General features: G+C 71.3%; 16 protein-coding genes. 6 read left to right on the top strand and 10 right to left on the bottom strand.

What is annotated here, in order from left to right; all coding sequences use genetic code 11:
• Window positions 1–45 precede the first annotated feature (45 nt).
• From OG392_RS25820 to OG392_RS25805, 3 genes are all read left to right on the top strand, one after another.
• Window positions 46–387 (top strand): PadR family transcriptional regulator, encoded by a 342-nt coding sequence (locus OG392_RS25820; RefSeq protein ID WP_329283395.1) that lies wholly within the window; start codon window positions 46–48, stop codon window positions 385–387.
• Window positions 384–1127 carry a hypothetical protein gene (locus OG392_RS25815; protein WP_329283393.1) on the top strand — a complete coding sequence of 248 codons (744 nt, stop codon included), beginning with the start codon at window positions 384–386 and terminating at the stop codon, window positions 1125–1127. Before OG392_RS25820 ends, OG392_RS25815 begins: the two co-directional genes overlap by 4 nt.
• Before the next feature lie 267 nt (window positions 1128–1394).
• A complete protein-coding gene (locus OG392_RS25805) occupies window positions 1395–2288 on the top strand; it encodes an alpha/beta fold hydrolase (protein ID WP_329283390.1) in 894 nt (297 codons plus the stop codon).
• Here the strand turns inward: OG392_RS25805 and OG392_RS25800 are convergent.
• The 3 genes from OG392_RS25800 to OG392_RS25790 form a co-directional block, all read right to left on the bottom strand.
• Entirely contained in the window at window positions 2278–2514 is a 237-nt protein-coding gene (locus OG392_RS25800) for a hypothetical protein (RefSeq protein WP_329283388.1), read from the bottom strand. The genes OG392_RS25805 and OG392_RS25800 overlap by 11 nt on opposite strands.
• A gap of 142 nt (window positions 2515–2656) precedes the next feature.
• Window positions 2657–4297 (bottom strand): L-glutamate gamma-semialdehyde dehydrogenase, encoded by a 1641-nt coding sequence (pruA, locus tag OG392_RS25795; RefSeq protein ID WP_329283386.1) that lies wholly within the window; start codon window positions 4295–4297, stop codon window positions 2657–2659.
• 30 nt (window positions 4298–4327) lie between these two features.
• Window positions 4328–5254 (bottom strand): proline dehydrogenase family protein, encoded by a 927-nt coding sequence (locus OG392_RS25790; RefSeq protein WP_329283384.1) that lies wholly within the window; start codon window positions 5252–5254, stop codon window positions 4328–4330.
• A 183-nt stretch (window positions 5255–5437) separates the two neighbouring features.
• Here OG392_RS25790 and OG392_RS25785 point away from each other — a divergent pair, with 183 nt between their 5' ends.
• The 3 genes from OG392_RS25785 to OG392_RS25775 are packed head-to-tail and all read left to right on the top strand — an operon-like array spanning window position 5438 to window position 8931.
• A complete protein-coding gene (locus OG392_RS25785) occupies window positions 5438–6559 on the top strand; it encodes a PucR family transcriptional regulator (RefSeq protein ID WP_329283382.1) in 1122 nt (373 codons plus the stop codon).
• A gap of 54 nt (window positions 6560–6613) precedes the next feature.
• Window positions 6614–7762, top strand: coding sequence for a DUF1266 domain-containing protein (locus OG392_RS25780; RefSeq protein WP_329283380.1), 1149 nt, complete (start codon window positions 6614–6616; stop codon window positions 7760–7762).
• Complete coding sequence (locus tag OG392_RS25775) at window positions 7759–8931, top strand: DUF1266 domain-containing protein (RefSeq protein ID WP_329283378.1); 1173 nt, start codon at window positions 7759–7761, stop codon at window positions 8929–8931. The genes OG392_RS25780 and OG392_RS25775 overlap by 4 nt, the downstream gene beginning before the upstream one ends.
• Before the next feature lie 50 nt (window positions 8932–8981).
• On the opposite strand, the gene OG392_RS25770 is transcribed toward OG392_RS25775, so the two are convergent.
• The 7 genes from OG392_RS25770 to OG392_RS25740 form a co-directional block, all read right to left on the bottom strand.
• Complete coding sequence (locus OG392_RS25770) at window positions 8982–9557, bottom strand: TetR/AcrR family transcriptional regulator (RefSeq protein ID WP_329283376.1); 576 nt, start codon at window positions 9555–9557, stop codon at window positions 8982–8984.
• A 77-nt stretch (window positions 9558–9634) separates the two neighbouring features.
• On the bottom strand, window positions 9635–11224 hold the full coding sequence (serA, locus tag OG392_RS25765; protein ID WP_329283375.1) for a phosphoglycerate dehydrogenase: 1590 nt from the start codon (window positions 11222–11224) through the stop codon (window positions 9635–9637).
• Window positions 11225–11462: 238 nt separating this feature from the next.
• Window positions 11463–12464: a ketol-acid reductoisomerase gene (ilvC, locus tag OG392_RS25760; RefSeq protein WP_189830848.1), complete on the bottom strand. Its 1002-nt coding sequence runs from the start codon at window positions 12462–12464 to the stop codon at window positions 11463–11465.
• A 133-nt stretch (window positions 12465–12597) separates the two neighbouring features.
• Window positions 12598–13125, bottom strand: coding sequence for an acetolactate synthase small subunit (gene ilvN / locus OG392_RS25755; RefSeq protein ID WP_266897003.1), 528 nt, complete (start codon window positions 13123–13125; stop codon window positions 12598–12600).
• A 41-nt stretch (window positions 13126–13166) separates the two neighbouring features.
• Complete coding sequence (locus OG392_RS25750; RefSeq protein WP_329283370.1) at window positions 13167–15017, bottom strand: acetolactate synthase large subunit; 1851 nt, start codon at window positions 15015–15017, stop codon at window positions 13167–13169.
• Between the two features lie 215 nt (window positions 15018–15232).
• Window positions 15233–18073 carry a putative bifunctional diguanylate cyclase/phosphodiesterase gene (locus tag OG392_RS25745; protein ID WP_443055099.1) on the bottom strand — a complete coding sequence of 947 codons (2841 nt, stop codon included), beginning with the start codon at window positions 18071–18073 and terminating at the stop codon, window positions 15233–15235.
• 815 nt (window positions 18074–18888) lie between these two features.
• Entirely contained in the window at window positions 18889–19854 is a 966-nt protein-coding gene (locus OG392_RS25740) for a 2-hydroxyacid dehydrogenase (protein WP_329283368.1), read from the bottom strand.
• Between the last annotated feature and the right edge of the window lie 35 nt (window positions 19855–19889).

Below are 19889 nucleotides of genomic sequence, written 5' to 3'. Positions count from 1 at the left end.
CCTATCTAGCTTGCATTCCTACCTAGCTGGTGCTGCAATGCGTCCATGGCCGCAGACCGCAGATCCAGCTGGCTCAAGGGAGTCCTCGACCTGCTCGTCCTCTCCCGCCTGACCGACGGCGAGAGTTACGGGTACGAGATCGCCAAGGCGCTCGCCGAGGCGGGTCTCGGCGAGATCAAGGGCGGGACGCTCTATCCCGTACTGAACCGCCTGGAGGAAGCGGGTCTGGTGGAGGCCGAGTTCCGCGCCGCCGAACGCGGCCCGGGACGCCGCTACTACCGGCTCACCACGCGGGGGCGCGAGCACCTCGCCACCGAGAGCCGCGACTGGCTGCGCTTCCACCGCGCCGTCGAGACCACGCTCCACCCAGGGGGAACCACCGCATGACCACGGAATCCGACCGCTACTTCACCGAGCTCTCCGACGCGCTGCGCACCACGGGCGTGCCGGAGGAGCAGATCGCCGCCACCGTCGAGGACCTGCGCGGACACCTCTCCGGGACCGGGACGCGCCCGGAGGAGGAGTTCGGGCCGGCCACCGCCTTCGCCGCCCAGCTCGGCGGGCTCGCACCGCTGCCGGGCGAGCCGGACGGGAAGGCGGAGAGCTGGACCTGGACGGCGGACCTCTTCAACGACCGCCGGATGCTCACCGTCCACGGCGACCAGGGCTGGGAGGTGGAGTCCCTGGACTCCCTCGGCCGGTTCGTCTGCCGCCGCTCCGCGACGGCGGCACTGCGCTGGGAGTACCGCCGCGAGATCATCGGCGCCCGGCGCCGCGCCAAGGTCCTGGCCGAACTGGAGCCCGAGGGCTGGGAGCTGTGCGGCGAGTGGCTGGTGTACGGCTACTTCAAGCGGCCGCGCGCGGCGACGGCGGGACCGGCGGGCGCCCTGGAGGCCCGGCCGGACGCCCCGCACCGGTGGCTGTTCCTCAGCCGCCGCGGCAAGGTGGCGCTCGCGGTGTGGACCGTGGTCGTCGGCGGCGCGGCGGCGGCGTGCTTCATCGGGACGCTCGGGACGGGCGGACTCGCGCTCACCATCGCCCTGGCCTCGATGTTCTCCGCGCTGTTCACCTCCCAGCTGGAGACGGCCAAGGGCCGGGTGGACCAGGACCGCCCGAAGGCCTCCTGACCCTCCCCGCTCCCCTCACATCACGTCGCCGTCCCTCCAGTCGAAGACGAGCGCCGCGGCCGGATCGGGCAGCGTCCGTCCGGCCGCCGGGCGCAGGAAGACGTGCCCCTCAGCCGGTCGGCCCCGAGTTCACGGGTGGGCGCGATCCTCACGGTCACGCGCCCAGGCCCGCACACCCATTCCTAACCGTTAAAACGCCATTGACAGGTTAGCTGCCACCTGGTTGAGTCATCTCATAACCAGTGACGCGAACTTGAGGGGTTAGAAATGACGAGCGCCGTGCTGCCGACGCACCATCGCACCGTGACGGTCCGCGACCACGAGATCGCCTACCGGGAGGCCGGGCCCGCCGACGCCCCCGTGGTTCTGCTGCTGCACGGCTTCCCCACCAGTTCGCGCATGTTCCGCGACCTGATCCCGCTCCTCGCCGACCGGTACCGTCTGATCGCCCCCGACCACCTGGGCTTCGGCCGCAGCGCGGCCCCCTCCGCCGCCGACTTCGACTACACCTTCGCCGAACTGGCCGCGCTCACGGCGGAGTTCACCGATGCACTCGGCCTGGACCGGTTCGCGCTCTACATCCAGGACTACGGCTCCCCCATCGGCCTGCGCCTCGCCCTCGCCCACCCGGAGCGGATCACCGCGATCATCAGCCAGAACGGCAACGCGTACGAGGAGGGCCTCGGCGCCGAGGCCTGGGCGCCGGTCCTCGCCCTGATCGAGAAGCGAACCCCCGAGACCGAGGAGCCGGTGCGCGGCATCCGCTCCCTGGACGGCATCCGCTGGCAGTACGAGACGGGCGTGCCGGCCGAGTACCGCGACCTCCTCGACCCCGACGCCTGGCACCACGACGCCGCCCTGATGGCCCGCGCGGGACAGGACGAGATCCAGCTCGGGCTGATCGCCGACTACGGCTCCAACTTCGCCCTCTACCCGGCCTTCCAGGAGTACTTCCGCACCAGCCGGGTCCCGCTCCTCGCGGTCTGGGGCGAAGGCGACCAGGTCTTCGTCCCGGCGGGCGCCGAAGCCTTCCGCCGTGACCTCCCGGACGCCGAGATCCACCTGCTCCCCACGGGCCACTTCGCCCTGGAGACCCACGCACCGCGGATCGCCTCGCTGATCGGCGACTTCCTCGCGCGGCGCGTTCCGGTCAGGCCGTAGCCTTCTCCAGATCGCGGGCGACGCGCTCCACCCAGTCGGTGAGGTCCTCCCGACGGCCGGCCTCGCCGCCGTACAGGGCGGCCACCTGTGTGTCGGTGATCCGCTCGGGTCCCGTAGCCGTGAGCAGCCGGCCCAGCTCCTTCATCAGGGACGTCATCCGGAGCGCGTCGAGGTGCTCGACCCCGTCGACCCCGTGCCCCGGCCGGATCGTCGTCGAACCAGGCATGTCGTGCCTCCTCACCGAAGCCCCCTCCCAGCAGCGTAAGCCCGCCGCATGAGAACCGCCCCCGTCCTCGGTTGGGGGACCGGGGAGGGGGGCGGTGATCAGGGGCCGCTCGCGCGGCGGGCCTCCGTGGAGGCGGGGGGCGTCAGCCCATGTGGGGGTAGCCGTACTCGGTCGGCGGGACCAGCGTCTCCTTGATGGCGCGGGTCAGCGTCCAGCGCATCAGGTTCTGCGGGGCGCCGGCCTTGTCGTTCGTACCCGAGGCACGGCCGCCGCCGAAGGGCTGCTGGCCGACGACGGCACCGGTCGACTTGTCGTTGATGTAGAAGTTGCCCGCGGCGAAGCGGAGCTTCTCCATCGTGTACGCGGCCGCCGCGCGGTCACCGGAGATGACCGAGCCGGTGAGGGCGTAGTCCGAGACCGACTCCATCTGGGTCAGCATCGCGTCGTACCCGTCGGCGGCGCTGTCGTCGTACACGTGGATCGCGAGGATCGGGCCGAAGTACTCGGCCTTGAAGACCTCGTTCTCCGGGTCGGTGCAGGCGATGACGGTCGGACGGACGAAGTAGCCCACCGAGTCGTCGTACGTGCCGCCGGCGATGATCGTGCAGGTCGGGTCGGCCGCGGCACGGTCGATCGCGGCCTTGTTCTTGGCGAACGAGCGCTCGTCGATGACGGCGCCGATGAAGTTCGACAGGTCGGTGACGTCACCCATGGTGATGCCGTCGACCTCGGCCGCGAACTCCTCCTTGAAGCCGTCGTTCCAGATGGAGGCCGGAACGTAGGCGCGCGAGGACGCGGAGCACTTCTGGCCCTGGAACTCGAAGGAGCCACGGGTCAGCGCGGTCTTCAGGATGGCGCGGTCGGCGCTGGGGTGCGCGACGACGAAGTCCTTGCCACCGGTCTCGCCGACGATCCGCGGGTACGAGCGGTACTTCTCGATGTTGGTGCCGACCGTCTTCCACAGGTGCTGGAAGGTCCTGGTCGAACCGGTGAAGTGGATGCCGGCCAGGTCGCGGTGGTTCAGGGCCACCTCGGAGACGGCGATGCCGTCGCCGGTCACCAGGTTGATGACGCCCTTCGGCAGGCCGGCCTCCTCCAGGAGCTCCATGAGGAGCACGGCGGAGTGGGTCTGCGTCGGGGACGGCTTCCAGACCACCACGTTGCCCATGAGGGCGGGGGCGGTGGGCAGGTTGCCCGCGATGGCGGTGAAGTTGAACGGCGTGATCGCGTAGACGAAGCCCTCGAGCGGGCGGTGGTCCAGACGGTTCCACACACCGGGAGAGTTCGCCGGCGGCTGCTCGGCCAGGATCTGACGGGCGTACGCCACGTTGAAGCGCCAGAAGTCGACGAGCTCGCACGGGGTGTCGATCTCGGCCTGCTGGGCGGTCTTCGACTGGCCGAGCATGGTGGACGCGGCCAGCGTCTCGCGCCACGGGCCGGCGAGCAGCTCGGCGGCGCGCAGGATGATCGCGGCACGGTCGTCGAAGGCCATCGCGCGCCAGGCGGGAGCCGCGGCCAGGGCCGCGTCGACGGCGTCCTGGGCGTCCTGCGTGGTGGCGCCGCGGAAGGTGCCGATGACGGCCTGGTGGTTGTGCGGCTGGACGACCTTGAACTCCTCGCCGCCGCCGAGGCGCTTCACGCCGCCGATGGTCATCGGCAGCTCGCGCGGGTTCTCGGAGAGCTCCTTGAGCTTGATCTCGAGGCGGGCGCGCTCGGGGGAGCCGGGGGCGTAGCTGTGCACCGGCTCGTTGACCGGAGCGGGGACCTGGGTGACAGCGTCCATAAGTCTCGTGACTCCTTGTGAGAGGTGGGCTCAGCCCTTGGTGAGGATGGAGCGGACGAAGAAGAGGAGGTTGGCCGGCTTCTCCGCGAGGCGGCGCATGAAGTAGCCGTACCAGTCGGTTCCGTAGGCGGTGTACACGCGCATGCGGTGTCCCTCGGCGGCCAGCCGGTGCTGCTCCTCGCTGCGGATGCCGTACAGCATCTGGAACTCGTACTCGTCCAGCTTGCGCCCCGCACGGCGGGCGAGCTCCTGGCCGATGGAGATCAGGCGCGGGTCGTGGGAGCCGATCATCGGGTAGCCCTCGCCGTCCATCAGGATCTTCATGATCCGGACGTACGCCTTGTCGATCTCGGACTTCTCCTGGACGGCGACGGAGGCGGGCTCCTTGTAGGCGCCCTTCACGATCCGGACGCGGGAGCCGTTCGCGGCGAGGCGACGGGCGTCGTCCTCGGTGCGGAAGAGGTAGGCCTGGATGACACAGCCGGTCTGCGGGTGGGTCTTCCGCAGCTCCTCGTGGATGGCGAACATCGAGTCGAGGGTGGTGTGGTCCTCGGCGTCCAGGGTGACCGTGGTGCCGATCTCGGCGGCGGCCTCGACGACCGGACGGACGTTCGCGAGGGCCAGCTCGTGGCCGTTCTCCAGGGACTGGCCGAACATCGAGAGCTTCACGGACATCTCGGCGCGCTCACCGAGGCCCAGCTCCTTGAGGCGGCCGATGAGCTGCAGGTAGGCGTCGCGGGCGGCGTACGACTGCTCGACGGTGGTGATGTCCTCACCGACGACGTCGAGGGTGACCTCCAGGCCGCGGTCGCTCAGCTCCTGGACGATCGGGACGACGTCCTCGACCGACTCGCCGGCGATGAAGCGGGCGACGACCTGCTTGGTCCCGGGGGCGGCCGACACGAAACGGCGCATCTTGTCGCTGCGCGACGCGGCGAGGATCACGGGACCCAGCACGGGGACCTCCAGAAGGACAGGGTGACGAAGGGGGCTGTACCCGATCTTTCGTAAGAATCCGGGAACAGCACGAAGAACCACCGTGAAACCTAGGGATCGCTCCGATCGTCCGCCATCTACAGCTGTCACGCATCCGTGCGCGGCATCTCATACATATGTCTGAGAGGGTGCGAGAATGGCGCTGTGAAGGGCGATTACCAAGAACTGGTGGACGAGATCTCCGCGCTGCTCGGCGCGCCGGCGACGCTGGAGAACCGCGATTTCGGCCTGATCGCCTTCGGAGCCCACGACAGCGACGACGACACCGCGATGGACCCCGTCCGGACGCGGTCGATCCTGACCCGGAAGTCGACCCCCGCGGTCCGCGCCTGGTTCGAGGGTTTCGGCATCACCCGGGCCACCGGCCCGGTCCGCATCCCGGCCGCCCCGGACGCCGGCGTGTTGCGGGACCGCATCTGTCTGCCCGTACGCCATCGGGGGGTCGTCCTCGGGTACGTCTGGCTGCTCGACGCCGAGCCCGCCCCCACGCCCTCCCGGCTCACGTCCGCCATGGAGGTCGCCGCCCGGATCGGCGACCTCCTCGCCGACGAGGAGCGCGCGGACGCCGACCTCTCGCGCGAGTTCGCGGCGGCACTGACCGCCGGGCGCGGCTGGCAGAGCGACATGGCCGTCGCGGCCCTCCGGGTGGCCCTCGGCCCCAGCGCGGACGGTCTGCACACCGTCGTCTGTGTGTCCCCCTGGCAGGGTGAGGCTCCCTCGATCCGGTCGGTCCCCGGGGCGGCGGCCGTCGCGGTCCTCCCCGAGGGCGAGTCCGGCGAGTCCCTCGCCGTCCTCGTACGGCTGCGCACGCCCGAGGACCTCTCCCCCGCCCGCACGGCCGCCGACCGGCTGCGCGCCGCCGCCCCGGCCGGCATCGCCACCCCCCGCCGGGGCCTCACGGACCTCCCCGCGGCCTGGCGCGAGGCCAACACGGCGGCCCGCGCCGCCACCGCCCAGCCGAGCCTCGGCCCGGTCGCCGAATGGGCCGGGATCGGCCCGTACCGTCTGCTCGCGGCGCTCTACCACCCCGAGGTCGACCCCGCCGTCGCCCCGCTCGTCGCCCCCGCCCACGCCGAACTGGCGCGCACCGCCGAGGTGTTCCTCGACAACGCGGGCCAGGCGGGACGCACGGCCGCCGCCCTCGGCATCCACCGCCAGACCCTCTACTACCGCTTGTCGCGGGTCGAGCAGCTCACGGGCCTGGACCTGGACGACGGCGAGGACCGGCTGCTGCTCCACATGTCCCTGAAGTCGGCGCGGCTCTGATCGCCCACCCGGTCCGAACGACCGCCCCTCCGGGCCGGTTTGTAGGATCTCGCCATGACCACGGGGACCTGGACACCACCCACGTACACCGAACGGCTGCTGTACGAGGCGGCGGCGCGCGACGACCGGGCGGCCGTCCTGGACGCCCTCGGACGGACCCGTCTCTACGTCCTGCAGGCACGGGTGCACGCGGACGCCCCCGGGTACACGCCGCCCCTCCCCTCGCGGCGTGACAAGGCCGCCCGGCGCACCGTCGTACCGGTGCTGACCGAGGGCATGCTGCCGGAGTGGCACCCCGACTGGGTGTTCAAGCAGACCACCCTCCCCCGGCTCGCCGCGGCCTGGCCGAACGACCGGTGGTGGCTCGCGGTCAACCCGGACACCCCCTTCGAGGCCGCCCTCCCCGCCCGGGCCGCCGACCGGCGGGCCTGGGAGGAGGCGGGGACCCGGGGCGGCGGACCCGCACGGCTCCGTCTGCTCACCCATGCCGGCGGACCGCTGCACGGCCCGGTCGCGCACGCCCTCGCGCTCGGCGCGCACCTCGCCGTGCTCAACGGCCTGGTGTGGAACGGCCTCGGCGCCCAGTACGAGGACTACCCCACCGACGTCTCCCGGCTGGGCCGGCCCTGGGCCGTCCACCACCGGGCCGACTTCCGGGACAGGCTGCGGCTCCTGATCGCCACCCGGCTGGTCGGCCGGATCCCCGAGTCCGTCCTGGGCGTCCGGCGCACTCTCACCGCACGACTGGGCGCCGCCCCGGGCCGCGAGCAGTGGGCGACGGCGGTCTCCGCCGCGTTCGAGCGGGACGAGCGGTACGGCGAGGACCCCGCCGAGGCCGCAGAGTTCCTGCGCCGGATCACCCACTACGAGGAGCGGTTCCGCGCCGACGGGCTCCTCCCGCCGGACGGCCGGGTCGACACCCTCGCCGCCTTCGACCACGGCCGCGCCGTGAACGTCGTACGCCTCGCGCTCGGCGCACGGTACTGCGGCCCGCAGGAGGCCGAGGAGTCCGTGCTCAGGGTCCTCGAAGCCGCCCGGCAGACGTACGGCTCCTGGGAGGAGTTCTCGCTCGGCTATCTGCTCGCCCGGCTGATCCACTTCGACGAGGGCGACCCCGAGCCGATGTACCAGGAGTCCGTGGCCATCCACCGGACCCTCGCCCAGGACCCGTCGAGCCCCTACCGGAACATCCCGTGGTCATGAACTCCCGCAACCGCCCCGCCTTCCCCGAGCCCGCCTGGACCCCGCCGTCCGAGACCGAGCAGCGGCTGCGGGAGGCGGGACTGCGCGGCGACTTCCCGGCCCAGGTACGTGTCCTCGCCGACGCCGAGCTCTTCATCGCCGCCCCCAGGGCCGAGGTGGACGCGGCTCCGGACAACGTCCACTGGCCGACCGGGCAGACGGCCAAGGGGCTCCTCGTCCGGCAGGTCCTCACCCGCGGGATGCTGCCGCCATGGCACCCGGACTGGGTGTTCCACGCGGTCACCCTCCGCTGGGTCGCCGCGTTCACCTGGCGCGACCCACGGCTGTTCCTCGCCGTCAACGCCGGCACCCCCGCGCAGCTGCTGCTGCCCACCACGCCCGAGCACCGCGCGGGCTGGCTGCGCGCGTACAGCGAGCGGGAGCGGGTCTCGGGCGACCGTTTCGCCGCCCTGCGGCACGGCCCCCTGCACGGCCCGCTCGCCTTCGGCCTCGCCTGCGGCACCCATCTGGCGTTCGCCAACGGCGTGCCGTGGAACGATGTCGGCTCGGTCTACATGGGGTACACCCATGAACTCGACACGCTCCGCGACGGCTGGGGCATCACCGACCGGGCGGAGTGGCGTAAGCAGCTGAACGCCCTCCTGGACGGGCGCAACAGCCCGCCCGAGCCGGACTTCGCCCTCAAGGTCCGCGAGGAGCTGCGGATCGCCCGCGGTGCGCCGCCCTCACCCGACGAGTGGCGCGAGACGGCCGCCGGACACGCCCAGGACCTGGGCGCGAGCCCCGCTGCGGTGCGGCGCATCGAGGACCTCGTCCGCCGCATCGTGCGCTACGAGGCGAGGTTCCGTGCCGACGGGCTGCTCGCACCGGACGACCGGGTGCGCAGGACGGTCGCCTACGACTACGGGCGGGCGGTCAACCTGGCCCGCTGGGGCCTGTCGGCACGTTTCTGCGCGCCCCCCGAGGCCGAGCAGGCGATCGTCCACGCGGGGGCGCTGGCCCGGTCGGCGCACGGGTCCTGGCAGGAGTACTCGGCGGGGTACGCGCTGGGGCGGGTGCTGCGTTTCGACGGGGAGGAGTACGGCCCGTTCCACGAACAGAACGTGGCCGCCCACCGCGTCCTGACGGAACACGAGGGCAGCCCCTGGCGGAACCTGCCCTGGCGCTGAGACCCGGGGACCCGCCCCACCGGACGCGGCGACTGCGGCCGTATCCGGCCCTATCGCTCCCCCATCAGGACCTTGAGGCCCTCCGTGAGGTCGTCGGCGCTCGGTGCCGTCTCCGGGTCGACCATCCACTGGATCATGACTCCGGTGGCGAGGGCCTGACACAGCAGTCCGGCCACCCGGGCCCTCTCGGGGTCCGCCTCCGGGTCGATGCCGAGGAAGCCCTCGGCCATGCCGAGCCGCCCCTCGCGCTGCGGCTCCTTGATCGCTTCGCGCAGCTTCTCGTCGTCGTCGAGCCGGGTGACGATCTCGGTCTGGAGCTTCCAGACGGGCCTGCTGGCCCCGGCCGCGGCGATGACCTGCTCCCACACCGCGTGGAAGCGGCGGTACGGGTCGGCCGGCAGCTCACGCCGCTCCTCCCCGCCGGCGGGTCCGACCGCCTCGCCCCACTCCTCGGTGAGGGCGAGGAAGGCCTGCTGGAGCAGGGCGTCCTTGGAGCCGTAGTGGTAGCCGATGGAGGCCAGGTTGGTGCCGGAGGCGGCGACGATGTCGCGGGCCGTGGTCCGCCCGTACCCCTTCTCCAGGAGGCAGCGCTTGGCGCCTTCGAGCAGGTCTTCCTTGTGTCCCATGACAGCACTGTACCCGGCCGCTAGACGCTTGTGTAAGACGAGCGTCTAGCGACCGGGTACGGGGACCTCGGGGTCCGTCAGATCAGGTTGACCGAGCGGGCCGAGGCGGCGCCGATCTCGGCCGAGATCTCCGCGAGCACCGGAGCCGGGACCGTGTCGTCCACGGTGAGGACGACGAGCGCCTCGCCACCCTCCTCGGCGCGCGCCACCTGCATGCCCGCGATGTTCAGACCGGCCTCGCCGAGGATCCGGCCGACGGTGCCGACGACACCCGGACGGTCGTCGTAGCGCAGCACCACCATGTGGTCGGCGAGCGCCACGTCCACGTCGTAGTCGCCGACGGCGACGATCTTCTGGAGGTGCTTGGGCCCGGCGAGCGTGCCGGAGACCGCGACCTCCTCGCCGCTCGAGAGCGTGCCGCGCACCGTGACCACGTTGCGGTGGTCGGGCGACTCGGAGCTCGTCGTCAGGCGCACCTCGACACCGCGCTCCTGCGCGAACAGCGGGGCGTTGACGTACGACACGGTCTCGTCGACCACGTCCTCGAACACGCCCTTGAGCGCGGAGAGTTCGAGCACCTTCACGTCGTGCTGGGTGATCTCGCCGTAGACCTCGACGTCGAGACGGGCCGCGACCTCGCCCGCGAGGGCGGTGAAGATCCGGCCGAGCTTCTCGGCGAGCGGCAGACCCGGCTTGACGTCCTCGGCGATGACGCCGCCCTGGACGTTGACCGCGTCCGGCACGAGCTCACCGGCGAGCGCCAGGCGCACCGAGCGGGCGACGGCGATGCCGGCCTTCTCCTGGGCCTCGTCCGTGGACGCGCCGAGGTGCGGGGTGCAGACGACCTGGTCGAGTTCGAAGAGCGGGGAGTCCGTGCAGGGCTCCTTCGCGTACACGTCGAGACCGGCGCCGGCGACCCGGCCCTCCTTGAGCGCCGAGTACAGCGCCGCCTCGTCGACGATCCCGCCGCGCGCGGCGTTGACGATCCGGACGGAGGGCTTGACCTTGTGCAGCGCCTCGTCGCCGATGAGACCGAGGGTCTCGGGGGTCTTCGGCAGGTGGACGGTGATGAAGTCGGCGACCTCCAGGAGCTCGTCCAGGGCCAGCAGCTTCACCCCCATCTGGGCGGCGCGGGCGGGCTGCACGTAGGGGTCGTACGCGACGATCTTCATGCCGAACGCCGACATGCGCTGGGCGACCAGGACGCCGATGCGGCCGAGGCCGACGACGCCGAGGGTCTTCTCGCTCAGCTCGACGCCCGTGTACTTGGAGCGCTTCCACTCGCCGTTCTTCAACGCGGTGTTGGCCTGCGGAATGTTGCGCGCGGTGGCGACCAGCAGACCGCACGCGAGCTCGGCGGCGGTGACGATGTTCGACGTGGGGGCGTTGACGACCATGACGCCGGCCTTGGTGGCGGCGGAGACGTCGACGTTGTCCAGGCCGACACCGGCACGGGCGACGACCCGCAGCTTGCCGGCGGCGGCGATGGCCTCGGCGTCGACCTTGGTCGCGGAACGGACCAGGATCGCGTCCACGTCGGCGATGGCGGGCAGCAGTTCGGCGCGGTCCGCGCCGTTGCAGTGCCGGATCTCGAAGTCCGGGCCCAGGGCGTCGACGGTGGCGGGCGACAGCTCTTCAGCGATGAGTACGACGGGTTTCGAGCTCACGTGAGTCCTCACAGATCCAGTGCGGACGGCCGTCCCGACGGCCGCAGGCGGTGGAGGGGGCTTGCCGCGTGAAAGCGCACGACGCTGTGGGCCTGAACGCGAATGTTGTTGAGCAGTGTAGTGCTGAGTCGGCGCCGATCATGCGCCTCGTTGGAAGGATCACCCGTCCGTGGTTGGACGGGGTGTCCAACGATGGGGACAGGGGTCGGACGCACCGTCCGACCCCTGTCCCGAAGGCTTACGCCTCCTCGTCGTTCACCCAGCTCATGAGCTTGCGCAGCTCCTTGCCGGTGGTCTCCAGGAGGTGGTTCTCGTCCTGGGTCTTGTACTCGTTGTACTTCTTCAGGCCGCCGTGGTACTCGGCCATCCACTCCTTGGCGAAGGTGCCGTCCTGGATCTCCGCGAGGACCTTCTTCATCTCGGCCTTGGTGGCGTCCGTGATGATCCGCGGGCCGGTGACGTAGTCGCCCCACTCGGCGGTCTCGGAGACCGACCAGCGCATCTTCTCCAGGCCGCCCTCGTACATGAGGTCGACGATGAGCTTCAGCTCGTGGAGGCACTCGAAGTACGCGATCTCCGGCTGGTAGCCGGCCTCGGTCAGGGTCTCGAAGCCCGCCTTGACCAGCGCCGCGGTGCCACCGCAGAGGACGGCCTGCTCGCCGAAGAGGTCGGTCTCGGTCTCCTCGGTGAAGGTCGTCTTGATGACGCCGGCGCGGGTGCCGCCGATGCCCTTGGCGTACGAGAGCGCCAGCGCGAAGGCGTTGCCGGTCGCGTCCTGCTCGACGGCCGCGATGCACGGAACGCCGCGGCCCTCCTCGTACTGACGACGGACCAGGTGGCCCGGGCCCTTCGGGGCGACCAGGGCGACGTCGACGCCCTCGGGCACCTTGATGAAGCCGTAACGGACGTTCAGACCGTGGCCGAAGAAGAGCGCGTCGCCCTCCTTCAGGTTGTCCTTGATGGACTCCTCGAAGACCTGGGCCTGGATCGGGTCCGGGGTCAGGATCATGATGAGGTCGGCCTCGGCGGCGGCCTCGGCGACGGAGACCACGCGCAGGCCCTGCTCCTCGGCCTTGGCCTTGGACTTCGAGCCCTCCTGCAGACCGACGCGGACGTCGACACCGGAGTCACGGAGCGACAGCGCGTGGGCGTGGCCCTGGCTGCCGTATCCGATCACCGCGACCTTACGGCCCTGGATGATGGACAGGTCGGCGTCATCGTCGTAGAACAGCTCGGCCACTGGGTATCTCCTTGAGGTGCTGGTGTTGCGTCCCACCGTACGGCGGGGAGCGGGAGGAAAGTTTTCGGGTCTCGTCAGTCGGACCGGCGGATGGACCACCGGTCGACCGTCGATGACTCTGAGGCGATGGTTCTCAGGCGCTGCGGTCGAGGGCCCGGAGGGACCGGTCCGTGATGGACCGGGAACCACGCCCTATGGCGATCGTGCCGGACTGCACGAGCTCCTTGATGCCGAACTGCTCCAGCATCTTGAGCATCGCGTCGAGCTTGTCACTCGAACCGGTGGCCTCGATGGTGACCGCCTCGGGCGAGACGTCCACGGTCTTGGCGCGGAACAGCTGGACGATCTCGACGATCTGGGAGCGGGTCTCGTTGTCGGCGCGGACCTTCACCAGGACGAGCTCGCGCTGGATCGCGGCGCTGGGCTCGAGTTCGACGATCTTCAGGACGTTGACCAGCTTGTTGAGCTGCTTGGTCACCTGCTCCAGGGGCAGGTCCTCGACACTGACCACGATGGTGATCCGGGAGATGTCGGGGTGCTCGGTGATGCCGACGGCGAGGGAGTCGATGTTGAAGCCGCGGCGCGAGAACAGGGCGGCGATCCGGGCGAGGATGCCGGGCGTGTTCTCGACGAGAACGGAGAGCGTGTGCTTGGTGGACATGGTCTGGGTCTCTTCCTTTTCGCTCTGCTTCGTTCCGCGCTTCAGTCGTCTTCGCCGTCGCCGAAGTCGGGGCGGACGCCCCGGGCGGCCATGACCTCGTCGTTCGAGGTGCCGGCGGCGACCATCGGCCAGACCTGGGCGTCCTCGTGGACGATGAAGTCGATGACGACCGGACGGTCGTTGATGGCGTTGGCCTCGGCGATGACCTTGTCCAGGTCGGCCGGGTCCTCGCAGCGCAGGGCGACACAGCCCATGGCCTCGGACAGCTTGACGAAGTCGGGGACGCGCGTGCCCTTGTTCGCCTGGATGTCGTCCGGACCGGAGTGCAGGACGGTGTTCGAGTAACGCTGGTTGTAGAAGAGGGTCTGCCACTGGCGGACCATCCCGAGGGCGCCGTTGTTGATGATGGCGACCTTGATCGGGATGTTGTTCAGGGCGCAGGTGGTGAGCTCCTGATTGGTCATCTGGAAGCAGCCGTCGCCGTCGATCGCCCAGACCGGGCGGTCGGGCATGCCGGCCTTGGCGCCCATCGCGGCGGGGACCGCGTACCCCATCGTGCCGAGGCCGCCGGAGTTCAGCCAGGTGGCCGGGCGCTCGTAGTCGATGAAGTGGGCGGCCCACATCTGGTGCTGGCCGACGCCCGCGGCGAAGATCGTGTCGTCGGGGACGAGCTGGCCGATGCGCTGGATGACCTGCTGCGGCGAGAGGCTGCCGTCCTCCGGCAGGTCGTAGCCGAGCGGGTAGGTCTCGCGCCAGCGGTTCAGGTCGCTCCACCAGGCGGTGTAGTCGCCCTTGTTGCCCTCGCTCTGCTCGGCCTGGACGGCCTGCACCAGGTCGGCGATGACCTCGCGGGCGTCGCCGACGATCGGCACGTCGGCGGTGCGGTTCTTGCCGATCTCGGCCGGGTCGATGTCCGCGTGGACGATCTTGGCGTACGGGGCGAAGCTGTCGAGCTTGCCGGTGACGCGGTCGTCGAAGCGGGCGCCGAGGGCGACGATCAGGTCGGACTTCTGCAGGGCGGTGACGGCGGTGACCGCGCCGTGCATGCCGGGCATGCCCACGTGCAGCGGGTGGCTGTCCGGGAACGCGCCGAGCGCCATCAGGGTCGTGGTGACCGGGGCGCCGGTCAGCTCGGCGAGGATCTTCAGCTCGGCGGTGGCGCCGGCCTTGATGACACCGCCGCCGACGTACAGGACGGGGCGCTTCGCCGCGCTGATCAGCTTGGCGGCCTCGCGGATCTGCTTGGCGTGCGGCTTGGTCACCGGGCGGTAGCCGGGCAGGTCGGTCTGCGGCGGCCAGCTGAAGGTGGTCTTCGCCTGCAGGGCGTCCTTGGAGATGTCGACCAGGACCGGGCCGGGGCGGCCGGTGGAGGCGATGTGGAAGGCCTCGGCGATCGTCCGCGGGATGTCCTCGGCCTTGGTGACCAGGAAGTTGTGCTTGGTGATCGGCATCGTGATGCCGCAGATGTCCGCCTCCTGGAAGGCGTCCGTGCCGATCGCCTTCGAGGCGACCTGGCCGGTGATCGCGACGAGCGGGACCGAGTCCATGTGCGCGTCGGCGATCGGCGTGACGAGGTTCGTCGCACCGGGTCCCGAGGTCACCATGCAGACGCCGACCTTGCCGGTCGCCTGGGCGTAGCCGGTGGCCGCGTGGCCCGCGCCCTGCTCGTGGCGGACCAGGATGTGGCGCACCTTCTTCGAGTCCATCAGCGGGTCGTAGGCCGGGAGGATGCAGCCGCCGGGGAGACCGAAGATGGTGTCCGCGCCCACCTCTTCGAGAGAACGGATGAGGGACTGCGCGCCCGTGACGTGCTCGACGGCGGTGGCGGCCTGAGCGCCGCTACGGGGCCGCGGCTGCGGATGGTGCCCGGTGGCCTGGTCGGTCATCAGCATCTCTTCTCGAAGCAGAGGGTTTTACGAGGGTTTGGGACGAATTTGGGGTGAGTCAGTGCAACAAAAAACCCCTCGTGCCGTGAGGCAAGCGAGGGGAGCGCGTCGGGTGCGTTTCAAGCGGGGCCTGCCGTGGCCCTGCTTCAGCCGACGCGCTTTCCAAGTACGAGAATTCGGGTGCGCATGGCAATGACCCTCCCTCTCAGCCCTCGCCACTGTCAAGTGGGTGGGACGGACGTCTCAGTATTTGAGCGGAACGGGGGACGGTTTCCGACACGTACGGGGACCGCTCCGGGCAGCGGGTACTCGTCCCGTACGAGCGCCCTGCGCAGCCGGTACTCGTCGAGCGGGCCCGAGAACGCCATGCCCTGGGCGTGACTGCAGCCCATCGCCCGCAGGGCGATGACCTGCTCCGGTACGTCGACCCCCTCGGCGACGGTCTGCATACCGAGTTCATCGGCGATACGGAGCACCCCGCGGGTGATCTTGCGGAGCCGGGCCGACTCGACGACGCCCTCGACCAGGCCCCGGTCCAGCTTCAGTATGTCGACGGGAAGCCTGCGAAGTGCGTTGATCGCCACATGTCCGCTGCCGAATCCGTCGAGCGCGATGCGCACCCCGAGCCGGCGCAGGGCGACCAGGCGCTGCTCCAGCTCGTCGAGCGGGATGCGGGGGTCGCTGTCGGCGAGTTCGACGATCAGCGAACCGGACGGCAGCCCGTGCCGGGCGAGCAGGGACTCGATCGAGCCGAGCGGCAGCGAGCGGTCCAGGAGGCGACGGGCGGAGAGCCGGATGGACACGGGTGCACGATGGCCGATTCCCGCGCGCTCGGCGGCCTGCTCGACGGCCTCTTCGAGCAGCCAGCGGCCCAGCTCGGCGGTGCGCTCGCTGTCGTCGGTGACCCGGAGGTACTCGGCGGGGGTGAAGAGGATGCCCTGGGCGGACCGCCAGCGCGCCTGGGCGCTGACGGCGGAGATCCGGCCCGTGGCGAGATCGACGACCGGCTGGTGGAGCAGGGCGAACTCGCCGTCGTGGAGGGCGGTGCGCAGCCGGGCGGCCAGTTCCGTCCGGCGGACGACCTCGGCCTGCATCTGGGGCGCGTAGAGCTCGACGCGGTCCTTGCCGGCCGCCTTGGCGCGGTACATGGCGAGGTCGGCGTTGCGCAGGAGGTCGCCGGCCTCGATGCCGGGCTCGGCGAAGGCGACGCCGATGGAGGCGGCGACCCGCACCTCGTTGCCCCCGTCGACGCGATACGGCCGGGAGAGGGTCAGCCGGAGCCGGTCGGCGATCTCCTGGACCTGCTTCTGGCGGGCCGCCTGGTCGCGGCCGCCGTCGCCGAGGATGAGGGCGGCGAACTCGTCGCCACCGAGCCGGGCGGCGGTGTCCCCGGCGCGCACCGAGTCGTGGAGGCGGCGGGCGGCCTGGACGAGGAGGTCGTCGCCCGCCTGGTGGCCGAGCCGGTCGTTGACGCCCTTGAAGCCGTCGAGGTCGATGAAGAGCACGGCGGTGCCGGGGTCGGAGGCGCGACGGCCGCTGAGGGCCTGCCGGACCCGGCGGGTGAAGAGTGCCCGGTTGGGCAGGTCGGTGAGCGGGTCGTGCTCGGCGTTGTGCTGCAACTGGGCCTGGAGCCGGACGCGTTCGGTGACGTCACGGCTGTTGAAGATCAGTCCCCCCTGGTGCCGGTTGACCGTGGACTCGACGTTCAGCCAGTCTCCGCGGCCCGAGCGGAAACGGCACTCGATCCGGGTGGTGGGCTCCTCGGCGGGCGAGACGGCCAGGAAGCGCCGCACCTCGTGGACGACCGCGCCGAGGTCCTCGGGATGGATGAGCGAGGCGAGCTCGGAGCCGATCAGCTCCTCGGCGTCCCGTCCGTACACCCCGGAGGCGGCCGGGCTGACGTAGCGGAGTATCCCGGTCGGCGCGGCGATCATGATGACATCGCTCGATCCCTGCACGAGCGACCTGAAGTGGTTCTCCTTCTGGGCCAGTTCATGGGTCAGGGCGATGTTGTCGAGGAGCATGATGCCCTGTCGCACGACGAGGGCGAGGACCACGGTGCAGCCGGTGAGGACGACGACGCGGTCGACCCTGCGCCCTTCCACGACGTTGTACAGGATGCCGAGGGTGCAGACCGCGGCGGCGAGGTACGGCGTGAGGGCGGCGAGCGAGCCGGCGACCGGGCGGCTGTGCAGCCACTGCCCGCGCGCGACCGCGGCGGCGCTGTCCGGGACGCGGCGCACCCCCCAGGGCGCGTAGGCGAGCAGCAGGGAGCCGGCGAACCAGCCGGCGTCGAGCAGCTGGCCCGAGGCGTAGTTCTCGCGCAGCAGCGGCGAGGTGAACAGGGCGTCGCACAGCACGGTCAGGGCGAGGGCGGCGATCGCGGTGTTGGTCGCCGAGCGGTTCGCCTGTGAGCGCCGGAAGTGCAGCACCAGGACCATGCTCACCAGGACGATGTCGAGCAACGGATACGCGAGCGACAGTGCCGCCTGGGCGACCGGCTCGTTCTGGAAGTGGGCGGTACGGGCGAGGGCCAGGCTCCACGAGAGAGTGAGCAGCGAGCCCCCGATGAGCCAGGCGTCGAGCGCCAGACAGACCCAGCCGGCCCGGGTGACGGGTTTCTTGGCCAGGACGAGCAGGCCGACGATGGCCGGCGGAGCGAAGAGTAAGAAGAAGAGGTCGGCGATGGAGGAGTCGGGCACCTCCGTGCGGAGCACCACCTCGTACCAGCCCCACACGGCGTTCCCCGCGGAGGCCATGAACGAGGAGAACGCGAAGAGCAGCCAGGCGGGGCGGGCGCTCCCGCGATGGACGCGCCCGTAGAGGAAGCAGGAGACCGCTGCGACGAGGGCGGCGACGCTGAGTCCGAAGTCGCCCATGAAGAGCGCGAGTTCCGGCGATCCCCAGCCGAGCGAGGCGCCGGTCGTGTACCCCGCGCAGATCACCACCAGGGCGATCTGGGCGAGGAGCGAGCCGAAGCCGGGGCGTCCGGGGCCCGGGTGTCCACGGTCGCCCCCTCCGCCGACGGGGCGCCGCGCGAGGACCGCCCCGGGGGCGCTCACCGGGGCCTCCGGCGCCGCGCCACCGCACCCGGCCGCGTCGTGCGGGCGCGCCAGCGGCTCGTCGGCGCCGCCGGGAGCGTGCCCGTCGCAGTCGTGGGGGCCTGCGGGGTCCCGTACGACCGGCACGACCCGCTCCGGTGCGGCGCCCCGCTTCCCTGCGGCAGGGGCGGCCGGCTCCGGGGCGGCGCTCCGCCTCCGTCCGTCCGGGGCGGGCCGCTCAGGGGCGGCGCCGCCGCAGGCCTCACACGCGCTGTGTGGCGTGAAGTCGCCATGCGGTGAGCGGCCGCCGTGGCCCGCGGGGCCGCCGCACGGGGCGTCGGCGCGGGCGGCCGGGGCCGTCGCGTCGCCGGGGCGAGCGGCCGTGCCCGGTGGTTCGGCACCGCACCCCTCGGCTCGGCGGTCCGGTCCGGGGCGTGGTCCGGCGCCCCGCCCGGGAGTCGGACCGGAGTCCGTCCCGGCCTCCGGTCCGGTGTCCGGTGGATCGGCGGCGTGGGGCGCGCGGTGCGGCACGGCCTGGTCCGGCACGGAACGTGCGAGGCCCGTGGCGAGGTGCGGAAGGCCCGCCGACGGCGGCGTCGCCGCGTCGGATCGTCGGTCCTCCGGCCGTGCTTCACCCGTCGCCCCCCTCGGAATCTGATGACCCGTCACTTCGCTCCCCAGCGTCAGCCCGTACTCGACGCAGTCCCCCCGCTCCGGGACGATACACCAGGACGGTCACTCAGGGACAGGGTCGCAGTACTCTCCGTGACGGCCGAGAGGTTCGCAGGCAGCGCGTGTCGGGGGCGCGTACCACCCGCCCGGCCCATCACCGCCGCTCAACCGGTGGTGAGCAGGACGTTGGCCTGTTCCTCACCCGTCGCGAAACGCCGCAACTGCCCCGCGATCAACCGCTTCGCCCGCGGCATGAAGGCCGAAGTGGAACCTCCGACGTGCGGGCTGATCAGGACACCCGGAGCGTGCCACAAGGGATGCCCGGCCGGCAGCGGTTCCGGGTCGGTGACATCGAGCGCCGCCGTGATCCTGCCGCTCTCGACCTCCTTGAGCAGGGCCGCCGTGTCGACGACCGGCCCCCGGGCGACGTTCACGAGGAGAGCCCCGTCCTTCATCCGGCCGAGGAACCCGGCGTCGGCGAGATGCCTGGTCGCGGGCGTGAGCGGGGTGGAGAGCACGACGACATCGGCATCCGGAAGCAGTGCGGGCAGCTCCGTCAGGGGGTGGACCTCGCCGCGCGCTGTGGTGCGCGCGGAGCGTGCGACGCGCGCCACCCGCGCGCACTCGAAGGGCGCGAGCCGGTCCTCGATGGCGGCGCCGATCGATCCGTACCCGACGATCAGGACGGACTTGTCGGCGAGCGCCGGATAGAAGCCGGCCCGCCACTCCTCGGCGTCCTGGCCGCGCACGAAGCCGGGGATGCCGCGCAGCGAGGCCAGGATCAGCGCGAGCGTGAGTTCGGCGGTGCTGGCCTCGTGGACGCCCTTCGCGTTGCAGACGGCGACGCCCGGAGGCAGCGAGCCGATGCCGGGGGTGACGTGGTCGATGCCCGCGGAGAGGGTCTGCACGACCCGCAGCGAGGTCATGGCCGCCAGCGGACGTACGGCGATCTCGGAGCCCTTCATGTACGGGACGACGTAGAAGGCGCAGTGCGCCGGGTCGGCCGGGAAGTCCGGCCCGCCGTCCCAGAAGCGGTAGTTGAGGCCCGACGCGCCCGGTTCGGGGAGATCGTCGATCTCGTCCGCGGGAATCGGAAGCCACACGTCAGCGGCGGTGTTCTCGAATCTCATGTGCGGGAGGCTATGCGAAGAATCCCGTGCGCCAT

The organism is Streptomyces sp. NBC_00691 (genome assembly GCF_036226665.1).
Lineage (GTDB): Bacteria > Actinomycetota > Actinomycetes > Streptomycetales > Streptomycetaceae > Streptomyces.
This window is presented reverse-complemented; position numbering and strand designations above follow the sequence as displayed.